The sequence below is a fragment of the Providencia sp. PROV004 genome, assembly GCF_011045615.1.
GTDB classification, from domain to species: domain Bacteria; phylum Pseudomonadota; class Gammaproteobacteria; order Enterobacterales; family Enterobacteriaceae; genus Providencia; species Providencia rettgeri.
Genome location: NZ_CP042859.1, coordinates 167,194 through 193,284, shown reverse-complemented (window position 1 = coordinate 193,284; position 26,091 = coordinate 167,194). Strand labels below are relative to the sequence as shown.

The window sequence follows — 26,091 nt, the reverse complement described above, 5'->3', positions numbered from 1 at the left end:
TCACTAGGAGTTTCTATGAAAGCAGAAAAATCATCCGGCAGAAGAGAGTTCCTTTCCACCAGTGCTAAAGTGGCAGCCGCTTGCACTTTATTTGGTGCGGTATCGGGCTTTGCCTCTGCCCAGAGCCAAGCTAGCCAAACAGCAGGCCAATCCAGTATCACGGATAAACATTATTACCTTGATGACGTGTTACTCGAAACGGGTTTTAATTACCATGATTCGACGGTCGTCGGCACCCAAACCGCCTTACATACCGTAGAAATCCGTGACGGTATAATTGCAGCCGTTTTACCCAATAAACAACATGCAGATGGCACATTGAATGCCTATAGTGCGCAAGGCAAACTCATGCTACCGGCCTTTCGCGACATGCATATCCACCTCGATAAAACCTTCTATGGTGGGCCATGGCAGGCGCCACAGTCACGTGAAGGTAAAACGATTATGGATATGATCGCGTTAGAGCAAAAATTGCTACCTGAATTACAGCCTTTCACGGAAGAAAGAGCAAATGCATTGATCGCGCTGATCCAATCCCAAGGATCAACGATTGCTCGTAGCCATTGTAATATCGAACCCGTTTCCGGTTTGAAAAATTTAGAAGCCTTACAAAAAGTGCTTGGAGAACACCAGCAAGACCTAACTTGCGAAATCGTCGCCTTTCCACAACATGGTTTACTACATTCCAAGTCAGAAGGTTTAATGCGTGAAGCCATGCAAGCAGGCGCTCATTACGTTGGTGGTTTAGACCCAACCAATGTAGATAGCGCGATGGAAAAGTCTCTCGATTCGATGTTCCAAATTGCGTTGGACTACAACAAAGGCGTGGATATTCATCTACATGAAACAAGTCCCGCAGGCGTTGCCGCTATCGATTATATGATTAAAACGGTAGATGAAAACCGCAGTTTGCGCGGTAAAGTGACCATCAGCCACGCCTTTGCATTGGCAACATTAAACCCTGAACAAGCAGAGAAAACGGCGAGACAATTGGCAGAGCAGCAAATCACCATTGCTTCAACTGTTCCAATTGGCACACTGCATATGCCACTGAAAACCCTAAATAAAAATGGGGTATTTGTGATGACCGGAACGGATAGCGTGATTGACCATTGGTCGCCCTTTGGCCTAGGTGACATGCTAGAAAAAGCTAATTTGTACGCGCAGCTCTACACTCGCCCTGATGAGTTATCGCTGTCTCGCTCACTGGCCATCGCAACAGGCAATATTTTGCCACTAGATGAAAAAGGCCAACAAGTGTGGCCAGCTAAAGGGGATGATGCCAGCTTTGTGCTACTTGATGCATCTTGTTCTGCTGAGGCAGTCGCACGGATTTCCCCAAGGTTCGCGACTTTTCATAAAGGCCATTTAGCCCACGGAATGATGCCGAAGTCTGCTTCATAGTGATAAAAGAATAGCGCCTATAGGCGCTATTCTTGCCACGTTATTTTTTCAGTTTGAGCGTATTAAAGATTAAATCTAATAAACCTGAGTTATCTACGGATTGCAGCACAGTGATTGGCTTTGTTTTTGGTTCAGGAACTCCGACCCGTAGGCGCAGTGCGTCATAGCAGAAGCTTTTGCCACGCAGCGCTCCCTGTAGCTCAATACCTACATGCTTTTTATCATAAGTCACCAAACTCTTATCCAATAGCCATGCAACGGTTAACACATCATGTATCCAACACCCTGCTAAATGACGTGTCGCACGTGAATAGTCCATCCACGGTCGCATTGTTGCCACAAGAAAATGGCTCAGTGGCGTATCAATTTGTGCAAGCTTATCGAGATCCTCATGCACCATTTGCGTTTGTACCGTAACATCCATCGGTACTAAAGTCAGGTTTGCCCCACTATTAAGCACCGCATAGGCTGCTTCAGGGTCGACACCAAAATTAGTGTCTTTCAAATACCCCGGTACGTTAAAAACCGCCCCCATAACCACTATCTCCGCCACGTTTTGAGCCATGTCAGGAAACAGCTGAATTGCTATTGCGATATTAGTTAATGGGCCAATGGCAATAATCGTGATTTGTTTCGGGTTTTGGCAAACTAATTCACCAATACGTAACGCGGCTTCTGGGATAGACTTCGGTAAACTAGGTATGCGGGGAAGACCGTCCCATAGGTGCGTAAGTTCCGCTCGTTCAGCGCCGTTATCGAGTAGTTCACGCCATGGCGCGCTAGTTTCAACCAAGGCTGACGATGCACCACGATAAACAGGAATATTTTCACCCAGTGAATGAACTAAATGGCTGGCAACGTCAAAGCCAATTTCGCTAGGTGTATTACCCGAAACAGTGGTGATCATTTCCAATTTGATTTCAGGTGCAGCGATAGCCAGCGCAAGTGCCAGACCATCATCAACATTCGCACCAACGACCCCATTACCGGGGTCGCAATCTATAATCACTCGCATAAATTTCCCTGAAACAATAAATAATCAGCACCCGCATGAGTGCCCGATTTGTAATTCAAATTCCACTTCACAGATGGCTTCTTTAGATGGCCAATTTTGTAAAATTTGTATCGCTCTTTGCGCTATTTTATCAACAGGCTGGCGAACAGTTGTGAGAGTTGGAACGGTATATTCTGATTGCACTGTACCGTTAAAACACACCAGTGCAATGTCTTCCGGTACGCGTAATTTTAATTCTGCTAAGGCTTTTAAACAGCCAAAAGCTTGCAATTCATTCGTGGCAAAAATAGCTTCAGGGAACCCCTCTTCCCGCATCTGATAGATAGCCTGGTAGCCCCAAACGCGGGTATATTCCCCTGATAAAATCCATTTTTGTTGTATCGTTAAGTCAGCTTCTGTGAGTGCAGCTTTCCAACCATTTAAGCGGTCTTGGGTATTGAGCATCTCATTTGGGCCGCAAATAATGCCAATATTTTGATAGCCATGCTTAATGAGATGACGAGTAATTTTATAGGCTGCGAGCTTCTCATTCACTTGAATGGTACTGATCCCTTCTGTGGCTTCAATCCTATCAAGCATCACACAAGGCGTGCCTGATGACTGAATTAAATCAACATAGGGATGCCGGTCAACACTGGTATAAATGAGGCCTTCAACTTGCCTTAACAACAGGTTATTAATCAGCTCTTTTTCACGAACTCGTGAATCTCCCGCATCACCCAGCAACAAAACATGCCCATATTTAAACGCTTCTCGCTGCAAGGCATGCGCAATAGAGGCTAAAAACGGGTTAGAGATATCGGGGATCACTAGCCCATAGGTTTGAGTGCTACCCGACGCTAGCGCTTTTGCAATACCATTTGGCCGATACCCCGTTTTTTTGATTGCTGCTAACACCTTTTGCCGTGTTGCCTCTGCAACAGGACGAGGGCCATTGTTAATTACATAACTGACTACCGCAACCGAGGTTCCGGCTTCGCGGGCAACATCTACCCGCGTCACTTTACGGTCATTCGTATCAGACACTCAGCAGTTCCTTTTTCCAACATGACGTTGCCAAAGAATAGCAGCCACTCTGATTTTTATATACAACCATGCTCACTTATATCGCATCTTCAGGCAGGTTTAAGTCACGACCTCGGGTTTCTGGTGCAAAGAATGTGGTCACCAAACCAATGCCAGCCATTCCAATAAAATAGACGGCAATTGGCCACCACTGACCTGTCCAAGACAACAGTGCAGATGCCACTAATGGAGCTGTACCTCCGGATAAAATAGAGCCGAGTTCTTTAGCAAAGGCCATTTTAGTATAGCGATTACGCACGCCAAATAATTCTACGCCCCAAGCCGCTTGTACCCCGAAAATGCCCAGTGATGCTAACCCCATTCCAACCACTATCGTCGGGATAACGATCATCGGTTCGCGAGAGTCTAATAACATAAACGCGGGTACGGCATACAGCATCAATAGGAAACAGAACCAACGATAAACAATACGGCGCCCAAATTTATCTGATAACCACCCTGCAAATGGAATGATGGCAAAACCAAGGATTGAAGCAATTAAAACCGCCGTTGTTGGCACAGATTTATCCACCAACAATATTTTGGTGACATAACCGATGATAAAGCCTTGGGCGAGATAAGATGGGCCGTTTTCGCCGATACGTAACCCGACCATGGTCCAAAACGCACGCGTTTTTTGCCAAAATGAACGGTTATCAACAGGATGAGCCACGGTATCAGATTCCAATGCAAGGCGACGTTCTTCAGCAAGCTGCTCTTTTTGCCTTTCAAAAACAGGTGTTTCTCGCATATGCTGACGAATAAATAACGCCGCCAAGGCGATTAAAATACTGCCAAGGAAGGGAATACGCCATCCCCACGACATCAGGCTTTCTTTGTCCAATTGTAAAACTATCAGCCAAATCATTGAGGCCAGTAATGTTCCACTGTTGGAGCCTAATGCAATGATTGATGAAACTAAACCGCGACGTTTTACGGGGGCGTATTCGCCTAGCATCACAGTTCCACCGGATAGCTCAGCTCCCGCACCTAAGCCTTGGGCAAACCGTAGGATCACCAAACAAACGGGCGCCCAAACACCAATCTGTGCGTGGCTGGGTATCGCACCAATAAGGGTGGTCGATAACCCCATCAATGCAATCGTGATCACCATGACCATTTTTCGGCCATGTTTATCACCTAACCAACCAAAAAATAATGCACCAATTGGACGGGCGATAAACCCAACGGAATAGGCGGCAAAACTGGATAACAGCGCCATAATAGGCGTTGCATCAGGGAAGAAAACATCACCGAAAATAATACCTGCCGCTAAACCATAGAGAGCAAAATCCGCATATTCCATGGTTGTACCTAACCAACAAGAGAAAATCGCCCGCCGGAAATCTTTTTTTCCTTCTGGCGTACTTAACCGCTCTTGCGCGGCTTGTTGATTCGCCTCGATATTTAATTGTGTAGCCATAGTTATAAACCCTTGGTGTTGGCGCAAAGCCTATTAATCAAAAAATCTAACTGGCGTTTTTTATTTACTTAAAGGATAGTCTACGCGCGTAGAATTAAGCAAACGAGGGTATGCTATTTTGTGAGCGTTATCACTTGATGACAAAAATATGAATTTTATGTGATGGCAATAATTCGATAGGAAATAAATAAAAAAGCTTAAAAATAAAAGCCACGTTCGAATAAATACCGTGGCTTTATCTGTTTATTTGACACTCAATAGATACTCGACAATATCACTCAACTTATACCATTTCATCCAAACTTCATCGTTAATTGGTTGCCCTGTATACTGTTCGATAGCCGCTATCAATTCCAACATTTCTAAAGAATCAATATGTATATCTCTGATTAGGGCTGAGTCCATGGTGAAAGGCTTCGTGATCCCTGAATAAGTACGAATTTCCTTAATTTGATTTTCTACCCATTGTTGCTGAACTAAACTCTGTGCTGTCATCTCTTAACCTTTTTCAGAACGGATAGCATTATCGTTGTAGTGTTCTTTATCTGCTTGGTTACGAGTTAACGCCCCCATCTCTGTTAACGTGACAAGTTGACTTGTTTTCCCATCAGATAACTGCCACGTTGTCTTCGTTTTCCCTGTTACTTCATCAACAATTTCTGCGGGTTTAAATCGATTACTGAACGTATTGATATTATTAGGGACCCCCATTTTTTCCACTCCTGACGCTATCGGCCCACTCGCATAACGCTCTTTCTCTACTTGGTTATGAGTTAACGCCCCCATCTCTGTTAACGTGACAGGCTGGCTTGCTTTCTCATCCGATAACTGCCACGTTGTCTTCGTTTTCCCTGTTACTTCATCAACAATTTCTGCGGGTTTAAATCGGTTACTGAACGTATTGATATTATTAGGGACTCCCATTTTTTCCACTCCTGACGCTATCGGCCCACTCGCATAACGCTCTTTCTCTACTTGGCTACGAGTTAACGCCCCATGCTCCGATAATGTGACACTCTTTGCTTCAGGGGCCTTAGTTTGCCAACTCTTCTTCGATTTACCTGTCACTTTGTCAATAATTTCAACGAGTTCGAAGCGCCCCGTTGATGCCATCGATTTAGGAAGAAAAGCGTTAATATCAAAATTAGGCTTAGTTTCAATAGGTTTTGATGGCATGCTACTCGTTTGCGCAGATGGAGCCTGTGCATTATCCAGAACGCTTTGGCGTAATTTATCAGCCGAAGAACGTGCATTTTCGCCTAATACCGCTGGCCGTTCGTTATTGACTTGAGGAATTTCTAACGTGCTTTTAAACCGAGGCATACTGGGCTTATTATCATCCTCTTCGGGGCTATTTTTTTCCACTGATTCAGGTGTGTGACTATCAACAGTTTTATTTTCAAACTGACTCGTTTTGCTCCCTTCGTTATTCATAACCTTTAACTCTTTTGGCATAGAATAATAATTGTTAGTAACGTAATTGTTCACCGTTGATTTAGACGATGCTGGCGCTGAACCATTAGAGGAAATAACAGGGTCCGTACCACCATCCACAGTATCTTCTGGTTTGCTATTTTTCGCAGAACTTGTTGTTACACTATTCTCAGTATTACCATCCACATTTATAGAAACACTTAGCTGCCCCATAATTTCGATTTGTTGTTCCAATGCCGAAAATATATTATGTAGCTGTAAGAGCCTATCAACTGATTTATCAACTTTATGTTTTATCAGCTGGTTTTTCGCTTCCATAATTAACTCTTTTTTTGTTTCCTGAAGAGAAACATCGAATAATTTATCTGTTGGTAATTCTTCGATAGTTTTTTCAGATAAAAAAGGCGCTAATTTTTCTTTAATTGCAGGCTGAACATATTTATCTGCAAAACGTTGAATTAACTCATCAATATTATTTTCGCTCAATATATTGTCAAGGAGTTCTGCTTCAAGGGCTGTTTGCGATGATTTAAGTACCTGCTTAAAGCTTTTATCATTCTCGCTGTTATTTAGTTGCTTAATAAGCTTTGCTGCACAATCTAATACCTTTGAACCCTTAATTTCTTCAGGTGCCAATAATGTCAAAACAATGAGGGCATTTTCAGGCTGATACTGCAACTTTTGCCCTTGAAGATTTCCACCATGTCCCAAACCTAGGGTTTTGGTTATCATTTCCAAACTTATATCTGGATGTTTTTCACTTAATAGTGATTTGATTATATTCGCCTGTAATTTCTGGTTACTCGAATGTAATTCTTCACTTCTACCTGAAATATTATATGTTTTATCAACACCCTGTTCTTTGACAGAGAAATGCGCTTCCTGCCCTACATTATTAACTGAATTTATATTATTTAAAAATGATTTATTGTTTTGATTAGATACAGATAATGAATTTTTTACAATTGGTGTCGTTATATTTTTATTTATAATCATCGCCCCTCCTTATTGATAAATATAGGGTGAAATTAAATATACAATTTTACCCTATAGATAAAGGTTAATTTCTGCTATTACATATTGACGTAACCATTATTATATTGTTGTAAATCTTTATATAATTGAATCAGTAACTGAGTTAACGTTTCAAAATGACTATTATCTTGACGGAACGTTTCTAATAAACGAGATACTGAGCTATTAATGGTATTTTTTTGGCTATCAACTGCTGATTGTAAGCTTTGAAACTCTTGAGACATAATATCACTACCCTCATTCCATTTACCGGAAGAATGATTAATAGCATGGAACATCTCTTTGATCGGTTTTAAATCGGGGTAAATACGTAGCTCACCCTTAATCTCTTTTATTACGAACCCTTGGCCTGTCAATTTTTTTGTCCAGAATTCGTGTTCTTCCTTACTGCCTTTGATCTTCATCAACGGATCAGCTTTGTTGTAATCAGGTTCCCATTTACCGAAATATTCGCCGATCCCGATTCGTGTTTCATTTGATTTAATTTGTTCTTCTATTCTTTTGTTATCGTCTTTTAGCTGCTGCTGCTGTCGCTTTAATTCTGCAATTTCACCCTTTACCTTATCAATCAAGGATTGAAATGAACCAGAAACTCCCTTGTTTGTAACTTCCAATATCTTTAAAAGGTTAGTTCCTTTAGCTAACTCTTCTTCCAGCATACTAAGCCCTATAGCATTCGCGGTTCCATCATATTTTATCTCTATTTTTACCTTTTCTTTCGCACTGGTACCTGCATATTTAGCAACTATTTCATCCATGCTATTTAATATATGCTCTTTGGCAAAATTTATTTTACCGTTATCCCCTGCCTCTATATAACGGGACATCTTACTGGCCAACGTATTCATATCTTGCATATATTGGGTCGAGGCTTTAACTAATTCACCGTATTTTTTCTGATAATCCGTATATATATTTTCAATAACCTCACTTATCCCTGCAATATGAGGTCTACCATCAGCAATCTGTTGTCTGGCTAATAATCCTTTCGCACTGTTGTAGTTATCATTAGTGCTATTAATTTTGTGTGCCAGCATTTTTGCTTTGATGTTTATCGTTGCCAATGAGTCCTTTACCTGCGGTGGTTGAATATTTTGCTCTGGAACTTGATACCCCATTTGCTGAAATGCATCGGCTGCCCTCTCATGGGGGGGAAGTGCATCATTAAAAGTAACCTCCCCCAGAAAGGGGGGAGGTGTTTGTTCAACAGCGATAGGGATTGACGGTAATTGAGTAACATTCAATGAATTATGATAACCCAAGGCTGAGATATTCATTCACTAGCCCCTTACCAGACTTTGCATTGCTTTAAAGCTGACTTCACGAATTTCACGTAAATACTCTAGCATTTGTTTAACAAGGTCTTGGCTTTTATCAATTTGTTTATCTTTATCAGCGGAAACTGACCGTGCAATATCAGCCACTGATTGTTCCATCATTTTGTCTGCTTCTGCCGATTTCACATTGACTTGATTTGATGTCGTTGCTAACTGACCTGCATTATCTGACATTCGAGAGGCTTGCTCAGCCACACCCATTTGTACGCGAGATTTATTCATGATTTGGTCGTGCTTCTCATGCTGTGACATTCCCAAATCTCTTGTACGTATGCCGGCTTCTTCAACTCTTTGGCTTGCAAGATTCTTTTGATTTTGTGTAGGTTGACTACTCAACGTCACAGTTGAACCATCTTTCCCCGTTAAATTCAGGGTATTCGGTTTCGCTGCATCGCTACCCACTTTGCCATTTAACCCAGATAACTTACTAGCACCACTGATATTTTGATTTCCTGGCACCAAATTATGTTTAATCGATTGCTGTTGCTGACGCAGCCCTCTAGCTTGGAAAGCACTGCCCGCAGCAGTAATTGCTAGGGAGGTAAAAAAGCCCATCATCGCGCCTTTAAAGGTTTCTTTACCCTCACGAATAGTTGAATCCGCGGAAGCTTGTACCATTTTGGCATTTAATTGCAGGAAATCCGCACTAATACGGCGATCTGAAATATTAATTTCTACCATTACTTTGCGAATAATTTTCGATAGTTCCACCATCAAATCGTTACTAATAATGCCAACAAAAGTATCGTTTTTAACACTATCAATAGACTGTTGCCCTCTATTACCATCATTACTTTCAAGCTGCCCAGAGAATGAATCTTTGAAAAAACTACTGGCAATCAATAATTGAATAGCTTGGGACATCTGCTTTAAATTAGCTTCGTCGGGTAGCTGAGCATCTCCAACCACCTGTTCAATATGGCTTTTTTCTTCTTTTAACACCTTACTGATTGCCTGCTGGATACTTTCGGGTGTTAATGTGCGAAATGCATGAAGATCATCCAAAATGGTTAGCTTATCTGAATCGGCTAACGCACTGATATCCGACAACATTTGGCCATCATCAATTGAAAATTGAGGCGTTCTTAAGGATGGCCTATCCACCATTACCTCAGCCCCTGATGCCATTGCATGCACATCATTTAATTGAACGCCTTGCGGGAAATGAGTCACTCCTACTTTTACATTACTGTTAATAGTAGGAGAAACACCGCCAAAACTGGCAGGCTTATGAAATAATACTAGCTTACTTAATTCTGATTGAATATTAAAACTCATTTGATAAATTCCTATATTAACTATGCAAAGCGGGCTGTTTTCAGCATATTGGCTTTCGTTTGGTCTGATTGATTTAACGATGCAAGCATGCCACTAAACATATCTTCGAATTGTTCGTAATTTTTCGACATAGACTTCAATAAATTTTTTAATAACTCATCCAAAGCTTGAATGGTTTCGCTATTAAGCATCATGCCTGCAAGCATTTCTTTCATGTCACGAATTTGTCCAGCAGCATGTAAATTCAGTCCTCCTGTCGTTGCTGTATTAGCAACCGTCAATACCGCTCCGGTTCCCTTCATACCCACTTCAAGACGAGCTGCGGCTACACTTTGTGTTTTAACTGAATTTATTGCTTTATCTGCAGTTTTGGTGATATCTGTAATATTGTCAGCTTGGTCTACTACTTTATCAGCCGCTTTTACAAGGTCTTTCATGTCATCGGCTTTTTGTGCTACCTTCGTGGTGGTTTTTACCGCTTGCTGTAAATCATCAATACCGTCAGCTAATTTGGTAAATTTAGTGAGCGTTACCATATTATCAGCCGATTTCCCTACCTTACCTGCGCCATTCGCAATATTCCCTAAGGCATTCGTTAAACTACTTGGCATCGACTTAATAATACTTTTCAATAAAGCTCCTGCATTTTTAGCAAGCATTTTTACTGCGTTAGTGGCAACTTTGGCGATGTTTTTCACAAAAGATGACATAGAGGCTAATGAGAGAGCTAAGAATGCGATTGCTGCCACAACCATTCCAACAATATTACCAATCTGCTTCGCTTTTTCCTCTGAGACACCAAAATTGATCAGCATATCGGTAACGGCACTAGAGATTTCTGTAGCTAACATCTGCATCAAGCTACTTTGCCCGGTTTCTTCCAGCACGATATCAGCGACAGAGATAACAATACCAACCGCAGCGACCGCAATCGCTAATGGCGCAGCAGCGCCAAAGGTCGCAACCGTCGCAATCACAGACACTGCAAGCATCACATAGCTAAAAATTTTACTGGCACAGGAGGCTGATTTATTGGCTTCATCAGCTTTACGCTGCGCTTCATCTGCCTCTTTGGCTTTTTTATCTGAATCTTTGCGAGAAGCTTCATTGATTTTTGCCATGACTTCTTCTTGCTCTTTCATATTACGAATCGAATCTTCGTTCATCGATTTTTTAAGCTGGCCAGTCAACATAGTTAATAGTGCTAAGGTGCTTTCCCATTTTTCACCATCAATATCAACGCGGCGTGGTGCAGCATCTATAAATTGATTGAGTTTGCTAGAATCTTCACCTGCGTCTTCCGCATATTTACTCGCTAACTCAAGCAGGTCATCAATTCGGGTGTCCAAACTTGTAATTTTTGTTTTTTCTGTCGTAATTTGCTGCTTAATCTTCGCTTGGTTCCCACCTTGCTGAGACTGGAGGTTTGCTAAACGCGCTTTACTTTCAGCACGCTCTTGTTTTAAAACGTTAACTTCGTTATTAAACGCACTGGCTTGATTCGTATTATTTACAAAAGAGTTTAATAAATCATTTCCTTTTTCTTTCAGTGTATTTGATGCTATGTTCAATAATTGAAGACGATTAGCCAACTCATTAATATTCCCTTCATGTAATAATTGGCGTAATGTCGAAATACTCCCAACAAGGACTGAAGTCGCATTAAATTCCTCTTCCTTTAGCGATAACCTCTCCTCTTTTGCCGCAGCGGCCTTGGACATAATGGACAGCTTAATTTTGGGGGATGGTAACTGTGGCGCATTCTCAATGCGGCTACGCTTCATCTGCTCTGTTGACGTTAATTCCTCACACGCCATTTCCAAAGCCAGAACTGCCTTGATGCTCTCTTCCCCTAATCCAATAGGATTATTGCCTTGTAGAAATGTATGAATATTATTTATTCGTTCATTACTTGAATTGGTAATTTGAACCATATAATTTCCTCTACTCCATATTAGGTTTTTTATTATCTGAATTTGTTTTTTCTAGGTTTTTTTCCAGTGCGGTTAAATAAGCTTGAGATTTATTTTGTAAATCAATATCGGTACTACTTTTTACAACACTTTCAAAACAGTGAATCGCTGCACTACTTTTTTTCATCATTAAATTACATTGCCCTGCATGAAAAAGTGGGCGGTAATCATTTTTAGCCAATACAAATGCTAAGGCATATAATTCTGTTGCTTTCGCATATCGCTTCGTTAATTGATAGACGGCAGCAAGGCCCATGACATAATCTGTATTATAGAAATCATAAATACTTAAAAATCGAAAAAAAGTTTCTGCTTCTTTTAATTTACCTTGTTGATAGAATTCGTATGCATAAGAATAAATGCCATCCATCGTACTCTGTGGAATACCGTGTATATCTTTATAAGTGGCACCATCCATTAATGCAGTAGTAATATTGTCAAGTAATTCTTCCATATCCATTTGTTGAAAATTGTTTGTTTCCGCATTATTCATATATTTACCTTATTGTTGATATGCAATGCATAACACATACTTTATGTTTGCATCATAATTAACCGGCTTGGTTCTTTCTTTAAAAAAACGATTCAAGTAACAAATAAATCATTAATTAATGATTGTTATTTTTTTGTGAATGTGATTCATTCCCCCCTATTTTTTCCAATGCGCTATCAATATCAACTCCCATTTTTACTAATTCGATACGGAATAACCAAGATATTATTTGCATAACATCCTCTAATCCTCTTTCATCGATAAAACTGTCATTTTTATATGAACGCCATATTTGCCTTGCTAGGACTATGTCTCTAATAACAGGAATACCTTGTTGTTCCGCGTATTTAACAATTGCTTTTGCTTGCGAACCTTTACTTTTAGAGAATAAAAAGGGTAATGGTGCAATATCCGAATCATAATAAATAAGTAATGCAATATGCGTTGGGTTTGCCATTACGAATGTTGAATTACGAACGTTTGACTTAACCTCTTCCGACAGTAATTCCTGATGCATCCCTCGGCGTGCACTTTTGATATGAAGGTCACCCTCATTATCTTTATATTCCTTTTTGACCTCTTGCTTTTCCATTTTTAAGTTTTTAATATACAAAAAGAATTCAGCTATTGCGTCAACCAATATAATTATTAGAGCGACAGCAAGAAAAACAACAATAAATGTTATACACAGACTAACCCATTGACTAATCATTCCATTTATCATCGTTCTGTAGAGCATAAAAATATCTTTGCGCCAAACAATAAAAAAGACTAATGTTGATACAATAAAGACAATTAAATACAAGACAGCCTTAATTAATTCCTTCAATGAATTCAATGAAAATATTTTTTTAAACCCTGCAATTGGATTTAATTTTGCAAAGTCGAGTTTAATAGCTTCGCTAGCTAATCTAAAACGACTTTGTAATAAAGAAATTATCGCACCAGATAAAAAACAAGCAAATAACACCGGTAAAACAACGCTTAAAAAGATAGTGAAAAATTGCCAAAGTAATGCATCAATTTTTATCTCCGTTGGATGTAAAAATATTTTACGCATTAACCCACCGAGCTCATATAAACTAGAGAGCCCTTCTATCACAAATGCACTAACTACTAGCACAATTGCAGCAACACTATCTTTACTTTTAAAACTTTGTCCTTTCTTTGCTGAGTCTTTGATTTTTTTATCGGTAGGCTTCTCTGTTTTTTCAGCCATAACTATTTATACTCATAGCAATTAAGAGGAAATAAATACATCTCGTAGTGGTGAAATTGAAATCATATTCACTAATATGTCAGGAACTTCATTATGGAAATAAAGCAGAAATACACAAAATGCGATGATTGATTTTATTGCCAAAGATAACGAAAATGCATTTAGTTGAGGGCAAAAACGGGAATATAACCCTAGAGCGACCTCTGTAATAAATAATGTCACTAATATTGGAGCTGTCAAAACAACACCATTAACAACCATTTTATTTAACCACTCCCCTAAGGGGAGGCTATTAAATGAAGTAAATCCATGAGCAAAGGGTAATAATTGATAACTTTGTGCAAATATATTAGCGAGTTGATACATGCCTCCCTGAGCTAAAAACACCATACAAGTAATATGACTCAATAAAACTGCCAGCTCTGATGCTTCTGAACCACTCGCCGGGTCGACAATACTGCTAATCGTTTCACCACGCTGTGCATCGATTAACTCACCAATAACATTAGCTATCATAAAAGGTAAAGCTAATATCAATGCTAATACGAGCCCAATCGAAATTTCATAAATAAAGACATCAACGAAGTTAATTTCATCCCATTGTATGGCATGAGAAGAAAAAAAAGGCCATAAACCTAACGCAATATACGCCACCACACAGTTTTTAATAATTCCACCATTGAGCAGTTTATTACTTAAAAAAGGAAGTAAAAACATCACTGGTGCAATTCTCAGCCAAGCTAACGCTATTTTTATCAACCCCTCTTGAAAGACAAAATAGAGTGAGGACATCAGCGATAGCATTTCCTGGTTCATCCGAATAGCCCAATAGCAGGGATCGCTGCACTTAAAGTTTCTAATGCAAAATTCATCACTTTATCGGCTAACCAACCTGAGATCATAAAGAGCGAACCAAAAACCGCTAATAGTTTTATGCCAAAAGGTAATGTTTGTTCTTGAAGCTGCGTGACGGTTTGCAGTAACCCTACCAATAACCCCACAGTAGTAGCTACTATCACGGGTATTGCTGATAATAAAACGATTAATAGCATCGTTTTATTACTTAAATAAACGATTTGATCCATAGTATTATTCGCTTTAATGCTGTGCTAATTCAATGTATTGCATTACCAATCCTTTAGAAATCAGCGACCACCCATCGATTGCAACAAATAGAATTAATTTAACTGGGATCGAAATTGTCACTGGGCTCATCATCATCATACCCAGCGCCAATAAAATGCTGGAAATAACCAAATCAACCACAACAAACGGCAAGTAAATATAAAAACCAATTTCAAAAGCCGATTTAATTTCGCTTAATGCATATGCGGGTAACAAAGAAAATAATGTAGCTTCACCCTCATCAGCCGCCACTTCCTCTTCGCTTCGGCCTTGTTGTATTGATTCAAAGAAAGTGACTAACTGCGGGTCTGAATATTTTTTCAAATAAGCTCTGTATCCCCCTAGTCCATTCTCAACAAAATTATCGATTGATTGAGCATTACTAAAATCAACCGGCTCTTGCCGCATATGATTATTCACATCCTGTAATACTGGCATCATCACGAAAATAGAAAGTAGCAACGCGATACCATTTAATACCATAGTAGAAGGAACTTGTTGAACCCCCATCGCATTACGTACCATAATTAATACAATCGAGATTTTTAAATAACAAGTGCCCGCAGCAATAATAAATGGCAATAATGTTGAAAAGGCGATAATTACTAATAATGGAATTCCTTCTGGTATTGTTGGCATATTAAACTCTTTTATCACCTAAACTCACAATATGTGTGATTTCTAACCCTAGCTCATCACTATTGCCAATATAAATAAGTTCCCCTTCGGCTATAAGTTGTTTGTTGGCATAAACTTTAACTTCACGTTCTTTATTTTCACCAATAGAATAAATATAACCAGGCTCCATCTTTGAAAGCTCATCAACAGTAATATCGGTATGGCCTAAAACAAAGGTTAATTTAATATTCATATCTTTTACATTAAAGGGACGTACAGCTTCTTGCACTTCATCTTCTTCAGGAAGTACACATTCACTTTCATCTTTTGGCGCCACTAATTCTTCAATCATAAATAGTCCTTCTTCTTGCTTTTGATATCGTGCTAATGTCTGTCCTGTAACAGACATATTTAACTGTAATTGTTGGATACTCAGCACATCTCGTAATTCTATGGTTTGCAAAAGTTTGGCGCTAATATAGCTATATCCCAATATCCAATCAGCTTGCAATTTTAAATGGCCAACTATCTGATTCGTTTGTTGTTTTTTTTCTAAACCTTCAATTGGCTCTGCTAATAATACTTCCCCAAGGTGAGTCTCCTTGACGATTAACCAAGGCTGGTAGTTAATACGCATATCATCAACTATCTCGACAGATTCACAACGGAAATCCTGGGAGAAAAATGTAATTCCGATATATTCAGAGGCAAATAATTCGCATAACTGATTGGTTGATAATAAATTCCATGCATAATGAACGAGTTTAGGCCAACGATAATGACACCAACTTTCAACTGCAACTAATGCGTTTATTTTCTGTGTTTCACTCACAAGCGATAATTTGAAATAAGGAATACTGCGGTTAGCTTGCTTTATTTGTGCATTAACTAGGTAACATTGCTGCCAAATTTTAAGTTGTTTTTCTTGAGAACTGATCCGTCGAATCTTCAACATAATTAATCTTCTTCTTGCTGTTGGTCATGCTGCTGTCTGTTTCGCTGCTGCTGGCGTTCATCTTCACGTCGGATCTGCACGCTGCTTTCATGGTTCAATAAATGTTTATTTTCATTCAATGCCAACTGGACGTCTCGGCTCGCTGTCGAAGCAATGAACTCCCCTTTAGATGCCAATTCAAATGTCACTGAGGGGCTACTTTGCCACTGATTAAAGGTATAAGTGAGACTACGCTCCATCGATTTTGGCTGTTTGTCTTCACCTAAAAGTGGATTATTTTCCATGAGTTCTGGCGCTTTATGCACCTCTTGCTTCTGTTGCACAACCTGTAGTGGTACAGACGGTCGCATTGCCTCATTTAATGTTGTTGCCATGATATTGGTAGAAGGATCTATTTCTTCTACAGATGAAATTTGTGAAGATGTCGCCGCCGCTTGCGCTTCATTAGAGAAATGGTGTGTAGGTTTTTCAGATAATGAAATCTGCTTATTATTATCTAAAGCGGTGATCCTCTGTGATGCTGCCGGCAGCATAAAGGGCTCCTTTTCTGCAATAACGAACTCAAGCTGTGCGTCAACATGATGAGCGCTATTATCTTTAATACCTTGCTTAATACCCTGTTGATCATCCACCTGATGGAATACTAACTGCTGCCCCAGAAGGGAAGAATTATTTTTTAATGCCCCATCTTTCAATCGGTTATTTGTTCGAGGGAACATATTTAATGAAGTGGTATCAGATGAACTAATTGGTCGATGATGAATTGGCTTTAATAGCTCTTGACCAATTTCCTGTGGATTTACGGATTTAATTACGGTTTTTTCTGCATGTTCAATATGTGGTTGTTCAGTTTTTATCTGTGGTTTTAACTGTTTTAATGTCGGCCTTAAAGTATTCTTAGACGCTAACTCCGCCAACGAACTTTCTACATTGAGCTGAGTCTTTTCACTTAATTGAAATTTATTTTTTTCGTATTGAACTGAATTATCGCTAACTTTTCCCTTTGCTCGCTGCGGGATATTCTGTAATGGAAAACCAACCATCATAGTGTTATATAATGGAGTCTCATCTTCGTCAGTAATATTCTGTTCAGCTGAAATGTTCGGCGTCATCGGCAAGTTATTATCAACGGTAGGTGTGCTAGTAATGAGATTAGTATCAAAGTTATTATCAGCTACTAGGTTATAAGAAATTTCAACTTGGTCCTCAGTAAGTGAATTACTCTGTAATTTAATATTCGCATTATTATCTACGATTAATGCACCTACATTTTCGGCTTGGTCCATAGTCGTCAAATGAGGTAATGGGTTAATATCTAAATTATTGTGCTCCGTAAATAGATAGTGATTTATTAACGGCTCGGTCTCTTTAATATTTAATTCTTTGTTTTGTTCTGCCGTTTGGTTGCCTTCACCAATATATGCGCTTTCTTTCCAGGTAATCAGTTCTTTCGCTAAGTCGCTAAATTGCGATATTTGTTGCATAGAAGAAAGAGCTACCGGTAGAAAAATAGATATATCCTTTTGTTGATTTTGACTTTTATGATTGAACAACTTCATCATATTTTTGTCACTCACTAGCTTCGCCATTTTTTTTGTTATATTTTGATGGCTAAATTCAGTGGTATTATATGTTGATGACATTGCTTTTCCCTCGATAACTACATGAGGTACTTTGTCATTTGAGCTCGCTTTTATTACTGACATGTACGAATAACTCCTCAATTTCATTTTGTTGCTGAAGTTCTGATTTTAACCTTCTTGCTATACGTTGCTGCTTGAGATAATTTCGGAATTTCTCGCACTTATTGCGTAAAATAAATGCTCGTTTAGCAATTTCAGACTGCAGTATTTTATTTTTTGATATTTCAACGGCTAAGGTTTCTATTTGAAATTCAAATTGAGCAATTTCGGATAGAACCACAGCCTTCAATCGCTGCCGTTCCCAAAATGCGATTCGGCTTAATTCTTCTGATTTTTCATAAGATGTGGTCTGTGTCGCCAGAACTAAAATACGCTGGCGAATATCCATACATTGTTGTTGCTGTTGCTTTATTATTGAATTTAATTGCGATTGTTCTTGTAATGTCCGGTCAAAACGTCGCTCAGTTAAAGCCAATAAATTAGAAATCATTAAGACGCCAATTCATTGAGAATGTTTAACATATTGTCGAAATTCATTGGCTCATCCATGGCTTGTTTTAAGAAACCTTCAATTTGCTCTTTTTTATCTAAAGCGCGGTCATTTTCATGGCTTTCTCCACGTTGATATTCACCTAACTCAAGGTAAAGCTGAATTTGCTCAAGCCTTGAGATCATGTCACGCAAATCAATTGCACACCGACGATGTTCCGGTGTAGTCACTTTTTGGAATACGCGGCTAATACTGTGTAAGATATCAATCGCTGGATAATGTCCACGTCCGGCTAATTTGTGACTCAAGTAAATATGGCCGTCCAGAATTGAGCGAATTTCATCACCAATCGGGTCAGCTTCTTCTTCACTTTCTAATAACACCGTATAAAAAGCGGTAATCGAGCCATGTTTTAGTTGCCCTGGGCGTTCCAACAACATAGGAAGCTGTTCAAAAACAGAAGCAGGATAACCACGCCTAGCAGGTAGTTCTCCGGTAGCCAAAGCCACGTCTCGCAACGCACGCGCATATCGAGTCATGGAATCAACGTACAGCAATACATTACGACCACAGTCACGAAAATATTCAGCAATCGTAGTCGCAAGTAACGCGGCATTACATCGCTCAATTGGTGGGCTATCTGAAGTCGCATAAATTAAAATGGTCTGTGCTGCATGAGGTGACTCTTTTAATTCTTCAATAAATTCAATAACCTCTCGACCTCGCTCACCAATTAAAGCAACGACATGAATATCCGCATGAGCATGGTTGATGATCATGTTCATTAATGAGGTTTTACCGCTACCTGCAGCGGCGAAAATACCAATTCGCTGACCTAAGCCACATGTCAGTAAGCTATCAATGGCACGCACCCCTGTTACCATCGGTTCAGCAACAGGCCGCCTTTGTGTAACACTCACTGGAGGGCTATCAATGCGCAGTAATTTCGCATTGAGTAACATTGGCTCAGAAAGGTTTTCACTCAACGTACCAACTTGTTCACCTGCCGCATTAAAAATTTTACCTGCTAAATGTTCACCCACTTCAAATACAAACGGATAACCGCTCGGGCGAATAACCACTTCTCGTGTTAAACCTTGAGCACGACCGATTAGACTCAGTACCGTGAGCCCTTCTTTAAAACCAACAACCTGTGCTTTGGCAATAACATTTGGCTGCGCAAGAGAATGCTCAATAAAACAAATCTCACCAATAAATACGCCTTGTAGTGGGGCTTCAATTAGGCACCCATGAATGCGCGCAGGATGCGCGCAGAGATCAAATAACTTCATAATAGATTAAGAAATTAGGCTGTTAAGTTCATTTGCACGCTCAAAGAATTCTTCAAAACTATCTGCAAATAATTGAATATTATTTAAAGCTGATTCTTTTAAAACGGCAGAAAGGACATAAGCATCATCCACAATATTCAATGCCGGTTGGCCTGGATAAAAATTATTTGGCGGGTATTCTAATAATGATTTTAATAAGGAAGCACTAACCGCATCTAAATGGCTATAGTTACAATTATCTAAACTACACCAAATGATAATATCGTCTGTAGATAGGTCAATATTAATTTCAGCAAAACCATGCATTTCAAACTGAATATTAGAATGACAATCTAATTGAGAGTTAACTAGATCACTACGTCCCATAGAATTTAAATATTCATTTAGCATTTCTATAAATCTATATTTCATTGGTATTCCTTATATTTTAGGATATTTTAATTATTCAATACTGATAGTTATATTGAATTCGGTTGCTTTATTTGTTAATAAAGCCGATTTTTTGATTATATGGTTTTGACCACATTGACTTTGACCATTTCAGAAACTTCATTAAAAGAAAGTACTTCTAACTCAGGAAAACGGCCTTCTAAGATTTTTTTGACAAAACGACGAATATCAACAGGCACTAAAATGTTCACATCCCTAACTGATAAATAACTATTTTCTAAAGCAAACTCTGCTGCCTGTATCAACTCATTAGTTTTTTCTGGCTCAAGATGTAAGTATACTCCACCGGAAGCCTGCCTAATCCCTTGACGTATAGTGTCTTCTAGCTCTGAGTTAATCATGAGAACATTCAAACGCCCATCTACAGAAAAACGAGATGAAATGTAGCGTGCCATTGCACTTCTTACGTGCTCGACTAACATTAAGCTATCTTTTTCTTTTGGCACCCACTGCACTAAGGTTTCTATAATCAATTTCATATTACGAACTGATATTTTTTCCATTAATAAGCGTTGAAAAACTTCGGTTACTTTTTGTACTGTGGCATGGCGATAGCACTCTTTCAGTAATTCTGGGTATTTTCTTTCAAGATCATCAAGTAAGTTTTTCGTTTCTTGAATACCGAAAAATTCATTAATAAATCTCAACAACAAACTACTTACACAATCAATGGCTTCTGTCACATCGTCTCGAGCCATTAGACCCAGCTGCTCAATGTTGGGTAGGTCTTTTTGTTCAAACCAAGTACTCACCGAACCATATTCATCCGTAAACTTAGTCAATGACATACCAAGGTATTCAGGTTCGTCATTGATAGTCAGTAAACGATACCCATGGAAATAGATATCATATTCTCCTGCTTTAATTTCATTAATGAGTATCACCATTTTATTTTCAGGTATAATAGGTGAATAGTTAACGGCAATATCAGGAATCCTATACCCATAACGAATAAAAATATCCTTTTTCATTCTGGATAAAAATTTATTATCTTCTAAATGTTTTTTATATTTTTGATTAACAGAAATGATAATCGGTAATGTTTCCGGGATATATTCATCTTCAACATCACTATTTTCTCTTTGAGTTTCACCTTCCGTCACATCTGAATTAATAATTTCAGCTTCACTATTCGCTGTTTTTTGCTTATTTTTTTGTTTTTTTAAATACCTGAAAGTAAATAACCCAATAAGAACCCCGGATAATAGTAAAAATATCATAGTTGGAAAACCAGGCAAAAAACCCATAGAGAGTACAATAAATGCCGTAATTAATATCGTAAAGTCATTTGCAAATAACTCTGAAACAATATTTTCACCTAAGTTCTTATCATTACCACCTACTCGAGTCACAATAAAACCAGCACTGATAGAAATGAGTAGTGCAGGGATTTGAGCGACTAAACCATCACCGATAGTTAATAAGGAAAAAGTATTTAGTGCAGTTGAAACATCCATGCCCTGCTGAGCTGTACCAACAGATATCCCTCCAATTAAGTTAACAAAAATGATGATAATGCCCGCGATCGCATCCCCTTTAATGAATTTCATCGCACCATCGAAAGAACCAAACAATTGGCTCTCTTTTTCAAGGTCGCCACGCTTCTCTTTAACTGTCGCCTCATCAATCACACCAGCCCGTAAATCCGCATCAATACTCATTTGTTTACCTGGCATTGCATCGAGAGAGAAACGGGCTGCCACTTCAGCAATACGTTCAGAACCTTTCGTAATAACAATGAACTGTACAATGGTGACAATGGCAAATACCACCATTCCAACCACTAAATTGTCTTGAATAACAAATTCACCAAAAGTAGCAATAATATCCCCAGCATCTGCTTCTAGTAAAATTAAGCGGCTGGTACTAATTGATAAAGCTAATCGAAATAATGTACTTATTAATAAAATAGAAGGAAATGATTGAAAGTTTAATACCCGAGTTATATAAAAAGAGCTCATAAAAATGAGTACAGATATCATAATATTTAAGCCAATTAATAAATCGACTAATATAGTTGGCAATGGAATGATCAACATCGCAATAACCATTACCATGATAACTAATACCATCAATTCTGGACGATTACGGATTTGTAATAAAAATCCGGTGATACTTTTCATGGGATAATTTTCCTATCGCACTATGGCTTTCGGTGTAATATTCTCTCTTGCACCATAATTTGGTCCATGAGTTCTTTTAATTTTTCAATAAGTTGGTCTCTTGCTTCCGTTGACTGAAAGACAGTGATAGGAATAACTGCAAAAGCCAGTAATAATAGTTGTAAAAACCTGCCACACATATCCGAAGTCATGGCTTTCAGTTTTTCAGAAATAAAATCGATAACCACTGTTTCAAAATCAACCTGACTACGAATGCCACGGGTAAATAATTGACTGAGCTCTTTTTCAATTTTTGATTTGTTTGATTTTTCATTGATCCGAAAAAAACCAGATTGAAAGAATTGCTGGCAGAATACATAATCTAAAGATTGCAGTTCTCGTAACCGACCAACACGATTAAAAAAACTTCCAAACTCACTAATATTTAAGTCACCTAATGGTAACGCTTGCAAATCACAAGCTAGTGCTCGCCCAAGATAACGCATCATATTTTCGCGCTCTTGAATTTCCATTTCTTCAACCCATTGTTCATATAAATAAACAACAGGCCCGTCATAAGTGATAAACTCACGGTACACCGAACGTAAATTCCCAGCACTAAAATGTAATTTTTCAGCAAATGCTTTTGCGATTAATGCAACGTTAATTCCTGCTTGTGTATGACGCTTAGTATCTTCTGCTTGCAATAATTGTTCTAAAGCTTCAATATTTTCAATTTGTTCTTTTTTTAATTTTTTACGATTAATTAATGCAGCAAGTACCATTAGTAAATCACTAGGATCAGTAAAAAACTGCAATAAAAATGCCCGTAATTGCTTTGGTGTCATCAGTTGCTTATTAAGCAGGCCTTCTATATGCAATACTTTGTCATCTGCATCTTTATCCAAAATGCGTTCGGCAAATTGCATCCATTCTTCTTCGCTGCCCTTCTTAGAACTTCCTCGGCGTACATGGCTTGCCGCTAACATCGACATCGATGCATATTCACTAGAGCTATTAATGACACCAGCACCACGTGCTACTTCATCGGAGTCATCACTACTGCTACTCACAGGTGCACGACTTTTGTTTTGAGTATTAACTGAAAAACGGTTATTAAAACTCAGTGGTGTTATTGCCATGACTCACTCATGTATTGTTGAAGAAATTGGACCGTACCGTGCAACTGGCTATCATGGGTGGTGATCCGCGTCTTTTCAGAAAATTGTCGCCCATCCCATCCTTCATTTTCATCCAATAAACGCGGCTGGATTAAAAATAAACGAACCATCTTCTGTTGATTAGTCGATGAATGACTAAATAACCCTCCCACATAAGGAAGATCGCCTAAAAAAGGAATTTTGCTTTCATTTTCAACATATTGCTCACGTGTATAGCCACCGATAAGCAAACTACTGTCTTTTGCAATACGCGCAACTGTGTTAATACTGGTTCTGTTAACGGCAGGTAACCCTTCTACACTGGAGGTTTTCCCTGTGCTATCGCGGTTTTCAGCACCATCTTCAATATTGACTTCCATTTCTACGTTATTACCCACGGAAATACGCGGCATTACACTCACCATGGTCCCATATGTGACCTGCTCAAGAGTCGCAATACGCTCCCCTTGTAATTTGGCGTAAAAACTGGTGTTGTTATCAAATAAAGCAGGAATGTTTTCTTGGGTTAATAACACGGGGCGAGAAACAATGTGCCCGTTACCCGTTTTACTTAATGCATCAATCTGCAATAAAAATTGTTGGCTGTTTGATAGCGTGCTTCGGTTAAATGAGATCGATCCAGTACCTGTACTAAAAGTACCAATTTCCCAGTTCACGCCAAGATTATCGAGCTCTGAGCGAGTAATATCTATAATCCACAAAGATAACTCTACCTGCCGGCGGCGCATATCTAATGTATTAACTAATTGGCGAACATAACGAATTTGCTCTTGGCTACCTTTAACGATCAAGCTATTGCTATCAGGGTGTGCTACCAAAGAAAAAGCGCTGTTAGACGGTTTTTTTGTTACCATCATCGGCTTATTCCCTGAAGATGGTGAGTCACCAATTGGTGTATCCATTAATTCGTCTATCGAATCTCCTGTTGGATTAATCGGTGTTGGTGGTGGTTGAATATGTAATATTTCATCTGGTGAAGCTCCCTGTTTAAACAAAGAATTAATGACTGTTAATAAACCAGGGATCGTAATATTTTGGCCACGTAATGAATAACTTCTATCCGTTACCGATGCGTGTTTTAATGGAATAATAGCCACTTCACCGCTAGATAACTCCTCTTTCCTAATCTGTTCTGCAAGATATAAAGATGCGGCTTTAATTAGTTCAATATACAGTGGCGGACCCGAAACAAATAATAACCGTTCACCTTCTTGTGAACGTACAGGAAACCGCGAGTCATAAATTCCATTTCGTTGAATATAATTAAGCAACTGGTTACTACTGACATTATTTGTTGGAATAATTGCGCTACGCATTTCACTATTATCATAAATATAAATACTCGCACCATCGTCATACCACACTAATGCAATTCGCCGAGTTAGTGCTTTGAACATTTCATCTGCATTAGCTAAATTAAAATTACCAGTCACTTTTTTTTGAGCTGCTAATTTGCTGAGAATAATTGGCTTATTTAAACGTTCAGCAACGGCATCGAATACCTTACCTACTGCAATATTATTTGCGACAAAGGTATCGTGGTTTTTTGACTGTGTAACTGGTTCTGCCACAATAATTTCAGCTTGGGCCGAATAGAAACTCATACTCAGTAAAAACAGTGTTAAGCCTAACACTCGATTTTTTTTACTGCTCATATAATGTTGCTCCAATATGCCTAATTTCTGATGGTGTTAGGCCTAACTCTTTTTTAATATCATTAGTAAAATGAGATGCTGAACAATAACCCGCTTCAAGCCCTACATCTAATATTGAATCATCACTTTCAATTAGCTGTAGAATTGCATTAGCCATACGAACACTCATAATTTTCCGCTTTGCCGTTTTATTAAAGTTTTCTCGATAAAGCTGTCTAAAATAAGAAGCTGATATACCATAACGTGCACATAACTGATTAATATTGGCGTTTTTATTCTCTTGAGCTGAAGAGAGAATAAATCGCATCATTCCATAGGCTTCGTACCGCCTGAGTATTTCACACCAGCTATCAAATACAGGATGATTTCTAATAATTAAATCAATCACTACATTTTTTATTGATACCATTAATGAAAAGTCTTCAATTAATTCGATATATTCATTATTGTTATTTTCATCAGCTTCCAGCTTTTTCTTTTTCGCAAGAAATGCTTGCCCCATTGCGGTATCAATAACTGCTAAAATTTCGACTAATTCTGATAAATCCATTGAGTATAACTTCCAATTTGACTTATCTAGTGCATTCCATTCATTTTCTTGGCAAATAAATATAGCCTGACGTTCTATCAAAATATTTAAATTTGAATATATAGATTTATAAATAAAAGGCGTTGTGACTCTTTTCGGTATAGCCAAGACCAATTTGTCTTGTAATGAAAAATCACAGCCTCTACTTTCTAATAATGTTGCAATATCTTTATTTGACATTATATATAGGCCTTATCCACGTAATGTTGTGTACACAGAGTGAGCGATAAGAAAAAAAGCCTCAAGGGAATACTCAGGAATCATTCATACTTTCTATTACAAGCTAAAGGTGTGAATGAATAAGATCAATTCAAC

Annotated in this window: 23 protein-coding genes; 1 reads left to right on the top strand and 22 read right to left on the bottom strand. The window is 38.7% G+C overall.

All coding sequences use genetic code 11. The annotated features are described in order from the left end of the window. Window positions 1–15 precede the first annotated feature (15 nt). Complete coding sequence (locus FVA69_RS00860; RefSeq protein WP_164528258.1) at window positions 16–1,404, top strand: amidohydrolase family protein; 1,389 nt, start codon at window positions 16–18, stop codon at window positions 1,402–1,404. A 40-nt stretch (window positions 1,405–1,444) separates the two neighbouring features. Here FVA69_RS00860 and FVA69_RS00855 read toward each other — a convergent pair whose 3' ends face one another. From FVA69_RS00855 to FVA69_RS00750, 22 genes are all read right to left on the bottom strand, one after another. Further along, entirely contained in the window at window positions 1,445–2,419 is a 975-nt protein-coding gene (locus FVA69_RS00855) for a nucleoside hydrolase (protein WP_109912341.1), read from the bottom strand. A gap of 24 nt (window positions 2,420–2,443) precedes the next feature. Then, the gene (locus tag FVA69_RS00850) at window positions 2,444–3,445 is read right to left on the bottom strand and encodes a LacI family DNA-binding transcriptional regulator (RefSeq protein ID WP_109912339.1); all 1,002 of its coding nucleotides are present in this window, start codon (window positions 3,443–3,445) and stop codon (window positions 2,444–2,446) included. 76 nt (window positions 3,446–3,521) lie between these two features. After that, on the bottom strand, window positions 3,522–4,907 hold the full coding sequence (locus tag FVA69_RS00845) for an MFS transporter (protein WP_109912337.1): 1,386 nt from the start codon (window positions 4,905–4,907) through the stop codon (window positions 3,522–3,524). A gap of 243 nt (window positions 4,908–5,150) precedes the next feature. After that, window positions 5,151–5,402 (bottom strand): acyl carrier protein, encoded by a 252-nt coding sequence (locus tag FVA69_RS00840; RefSeq protein ID WP_123382652.1) that lies wholly within the window; start codon window positions 5,400–5,402, stop codon window positions 5,151–5,153. A gap of 3 nt (window positions 5,403–5,405) precedes the next feature. Then, the gene (locus FVA69_RS00835) at window positions 5,406–7,337 is read right to left on the bottom strand and encodes a hypothetical protein (RefSeq protein ID WP_164528257.1); all 1,932 of its coding nucleotides are present in this window, start codon (window positions 7,335–7,337) and stop codon (window positions 5,406–5,408) included. A 77-nt stretch (window positions 7,338–7,414) separates the two neighbouring features. Further along, a complete protein-coding gene (locus FVA69_RS00830; RefSeq protein ID WP_164528256.1) occupies window positions 7,415–8,653 on the bottom strand; it encodes a hypothetical protein in 1,239 nt (412 codons plus the stop codon). Between the two features lie 3 nt (window positions 8,654–8,656). Further along, entirely contained in the window at window positions 8,657–9,991 is a 1,335-nt protein-coding gene (locus tag FVA69_RS00825; RefSeq protein WP_123382655.1) for a type III secretion target, IpaC/SipC family protein, read from the bottom strand. 20 nt (window positions 9,992–10,011) lie between these two features. Beyond that, on the bottom strand, window positions 10,012–11,925 hold the full coding sequence (gene sctE / locus FVA69_RS00820) for a type III secretion system translocon subunit SctE (protein ID WP_164528255.1): 1,914 nt from the start codon (window positions 11,923–11,925) through the stop codon (window positions 10,012–10,014). Between the two features lie 10 nt (window positions 11,926–11,935). Beyond that, window positions 11,936–12,457: a type III secretion system translocator chaperone SicA gene (sicA, locus tag FVA69_RS00815; RefSeq protein WP_123382657.1), complete on the bottom strand. Its 522-nt coding sequence runs from the start codon at window positions 12,455–12,457 to the stop codon at window positions 11,936–11,938. A 115-nt stretch (window positions 12,458–12,572) separates the two neighbouring features. Next, window positions 12,573–13,676 (bottom strand): EscU/YscU/HrcU family type III secretion system export apparatus switch protein, encoded by a 1,104-nt coding sequence (locus FVA69_RS00810; protein WP_164528254.1) that lies wholly within the window; start codon window positions 13,674–13,676, stop codon window positions 12,573–12,575. 21 nt (window positions 13,677–13,697) lie between these two features. Beyond that, window positions 13,698–14,492: a type III secretion system export apparatus subunit SctT gene (gene sctT / locus FVA69_RS00805; protein ID WP_042851467.1), complete on the bottom strand. Its 795-nt coding sequence runs from the start codon at window positions 14,490–14,492 to the stop codon at window positions 13,698–13,700. After that, window positions 14,489–14,761 carry a type III secretion system export apparatus subunit SctS gene (gene sctS, locus FVA69_RS00800; RefSeq protein WP_004266181.1) on the bottom strand — a complete coding sequence of 91 codons (273 nt, stop codon included), beginning with the start codon at window positions 14,759–14,761 and terminating at the stop codon, window positions 14,489–14,491. The genes sctT and sctS overlap by 4 nt, the downstream gene beginning before the upstream one ends. Before the next feature lie 13 nt (window positions 14,762–14,774). Then, window positions 14,775–15,431: an EscR/YscR/HrcR family type III secretion system export apparatus protein gene (locus tag FVA69_RS00795; RefSeq protein ID WP_272513474.1), complete on the bottom strand. Its 657-nt coding sequence runs from the start codon at window positions 15,429–15,431 to the stop codon at window positions 14,775–14,777. Window positions 15,432–15,441: 10 nt separating this feature from the next. After that, window positions 15,442–16,374, bottom strand: coding sequence for a FliM/FliN family flagellar motor switch protein (locus FVA69_RS00790; RefSeq protein WP_110731495.1), 933 nt, complete (start codon window positions 16,372–16,374; stop codon window positions 15,442–15,444). A gap of 2 nt (window positions 16,375–16,376) precedes the next feature. Beyond that, the gene (locus FVA69_RS00785; RefSeq protein WP_123382658.1) at window positions 16,377–18,080 is read right to left on the bottom strand and encodes a SpaN/EivJ family type III secretion system needle length determinant; all 1,704 of its coding nucleotides are present in this window, start codon (window positions 18,078–18,080) and stop codon (window positions 16,377–16,379) included. After that, window positions 18,052–18,507: a hypothetical protein gene (locus FVA69_RS00780; protein ID WP_004266186.1), complete on the bottom strand. Its 456-nt coding sequence runs from the start codon at window positions 18,505–18,507 to the stop codon at window positions 18,052–18,054. Before FVA69_RS00780 ends, FVA69_RS00785 begins: the two co-directional genes overlap by 29 nt. Then, window positions 18,507–19,799, bottom strand: coding sequence for a type III secretion system ATPase SctN (gene sctN, locus FVA69_RS00775; RefSeq protein ID WP_123382659.1), 1,293 nt, complete (start codon window positions 19,797–19,799; stop codon window positions 18,507–18,509). The genes FVA69_RS00780 and sctN overlap by 1 nt, the downstream gene beginning before the upstream one ends. Before the next feature lie 6 nt (window positions 19,800–19,805). After that, entirely contained in the window at window positions 19,806–20,210 is a 405-nt protein-coding gene (locus tag FVA69_RS00770) for a type III secretion system protein (RefSeq protein ID WP_004266188.1), read from the bottom strand. 95 nt (window positions 20,211–20,305) lie between these two features. Then, window positions 20,306–22,372: an EscV/YscV/HrcV family type III secretion system export apparatus protein gene (locus FVA69_RS00765; RefSeq protein WP_123382660.1), complete on the bottom strand. Its 2,067-nt coding sequence runs from the start codon at window positions 22,370–22,372 to the stop codon at window positions 20,306–20,308. A gap of 20 nt (window positions 22,373–22,392) precedes the next feature. Next, on the bottom strand, window positions 22,393–23,493 hold the full coding sequence (gene sctW, locus FVA69_RS00760; protein ID WP_164528253.1) for a type III secretion system gatekeeper subunit SctW: 1,101 nt from the start codon (window positions 23,491–23,493) through the stop codon (window positions 22,393–22,395). Further along, on the bottom strand, window positions 23,484–25,187 hold the full coding sequence (sctC, locus tag FVA69_RS00755) for a type III secretion system outer membrane ring subunit SctC (protein ID WP_004266191.1): 1,704 nt from the start codon (window positions 25,185–25,187) through the stop codon (window positions 23,484–23,486). The genes sctW and sctC overlap by 10 nt, the downstream gene beginning before the upstream one ends. Continuing rightward, window positions 25,177–25,956, bottom strand: coding sequence for a helix-turn-helix domain-containing protein (locus FVA69_RS00750; RefSeq protein WP_109912320.1), 780 nt, complete (start codon window positions 25,954–25,956; stop codon window positions 25,177–25,179). The genes sctC and FVA69_RS00750 overlap by 11 nt, the downstream gene beginning before the upstream one ends. Between the last annotated feature and the right edge of the window lie 135 nt (window positions 25,957–26,091).

Bases quoted from the DNA above. Each gene is read 5' to 3' on its own strand.
- FVA69_RS00750 (WP_109912320.1), bottom strand. From the start codon at position 25,956: ATGTCAAATAAAGATATTGCAACATTATTAGAAAGTAGAGGCTGTGAT.
- sicA (WP_123382657.1), bottom strand. From the start codon at position 12,457: ATGAATAATGCGGAAACAAACAATTTTCAACAAATGGATATGGAAGAA.
- FVA69_RS00785 (WP_123382658.1), bottom strand. From the start codon at position 18,080: ATGTCAGTAATAAAAGCGAGCTCAAATGACAAAGTACCTCATGTAGTT.
- sctS (WP_004266181.1), bottom strand. From the start codon at position 14,761: ATGGATCAAATCGTTTATTTAAGTAATAAAACGATGCTATTAATCGTT.
- FVA69_RS00835 (WP_164528257.1), bottom strand. From the start codon at position 7,337: ATGATTATAAATAAAAATATAACGACACCAATTGTAAAAAATTCATTA.
- FVA69_RS00765 (WP_123382660.1), bottom strand. From the start codon at position 22,372: ATGAAAAGTATCACCGGATTTTTATTACAAATCCGTAATCGTCCAGAA.
- FVA69_RS00825 (WP_123382655.1), bottom strand. From the start codon at position 9,991: ATGAGTTTTAATATTCAATCAGAATTAAGTAAGCTAGTATTATTTCAT.
- FVA69_RS00770 (WP_004266188.1), bottom strand. From the start codon at position 20,210: ATGAAATATAGATTTATAGAAATGCTAAATGAATATTTAAATTCTATG.
- FVA69_RS00830 (WP_164528256.1), bottom strand. From the start codon at position 8,653: ATGAATATCTCAGCCTTGGGTTATCATAATTCATTGAATGTTACTCAA.
- sctE (WP_164528255.1), bottom strand. From the start codon at position 11,925: ATGGTTCAAATTACCAATTCAAGTAATGAACGAATAAATAATATTCAT.
- sctT (WP_042851467.1), bottom strand. From the start codon at position 14,492: ATGAACCAGGAAATGCTATCGCTGATGTCCTCACTCTATTTTGTCTTT.
- sctC (WP_004266191.1), bottom strand. From the start codon at position 25,187: ATGAGCAGTAAAAAAAATCGAGTGTTAGGCTTAACACTGTTTTTACTG.
- FVA69_RS00810 (WP_164528254.1), bottom strand. From the start codon at position 13,676: ATGGCTGAAAAAACAGAGAAGCCTACCGATAAAAAAATCAAAGACTCA.
- FVA69_RS00790 (WP_110731495.1), bottom strand. From the start codon at position 16,374: ATGTTGAAGATTCGACGGATCAGTTCTCAAGAAAAACAACTTAAAATT.
- sctW (WP_164528253.1), bottom strand. From the start codon at position 23,493: ATGGCAATAACACCACTGAGTTTTAATAACCGTTTTTCAGTTAATACT.
- FVA69_RS00845 (WP_109912337.1), bottom strand. From the start codon at position 4,907: ATGGCTACACAATTAAATATCGAGGCGAATCAACAAGCCGCGCAAGAG.
- FVA69_RS00860 (WP_164528258.1), top strand. From the start codon at position 16: ATGAAAGCAGAAAAATCATCCGGCAGAAGAGAGTTCCTTTCCACCAGT.
- sctN (WP_123382659.1), bottom strand. From the start codon at position 19,799: ATGAAGTTATTTGATCTCTGCGCGCATCCTGCGCGCATTCATGGGTGC.
- FVA69_RS00840 (WP_123382652.1), bottom strand. From the start codon at position 5,402: ATGACAGCACAGAGTTTAGTTCAGCAACAATGGGTAGAAAATCAAATT.
- FVA69_RS00780 (WP_004266186.1), bottom strand. From the start codon at position 18,507: ATGATTTCTAATTTATTGGCTTTAACTGAGCGACGTTTTGACCGGACA.
- FVA69_RS00855 (WP_109912341.1), bottom strand. From the start codon at position 2,419: ATGCGAGTGATTATAGATTGCGACCCCGGTAATGGGGTCGTTGGTGCG.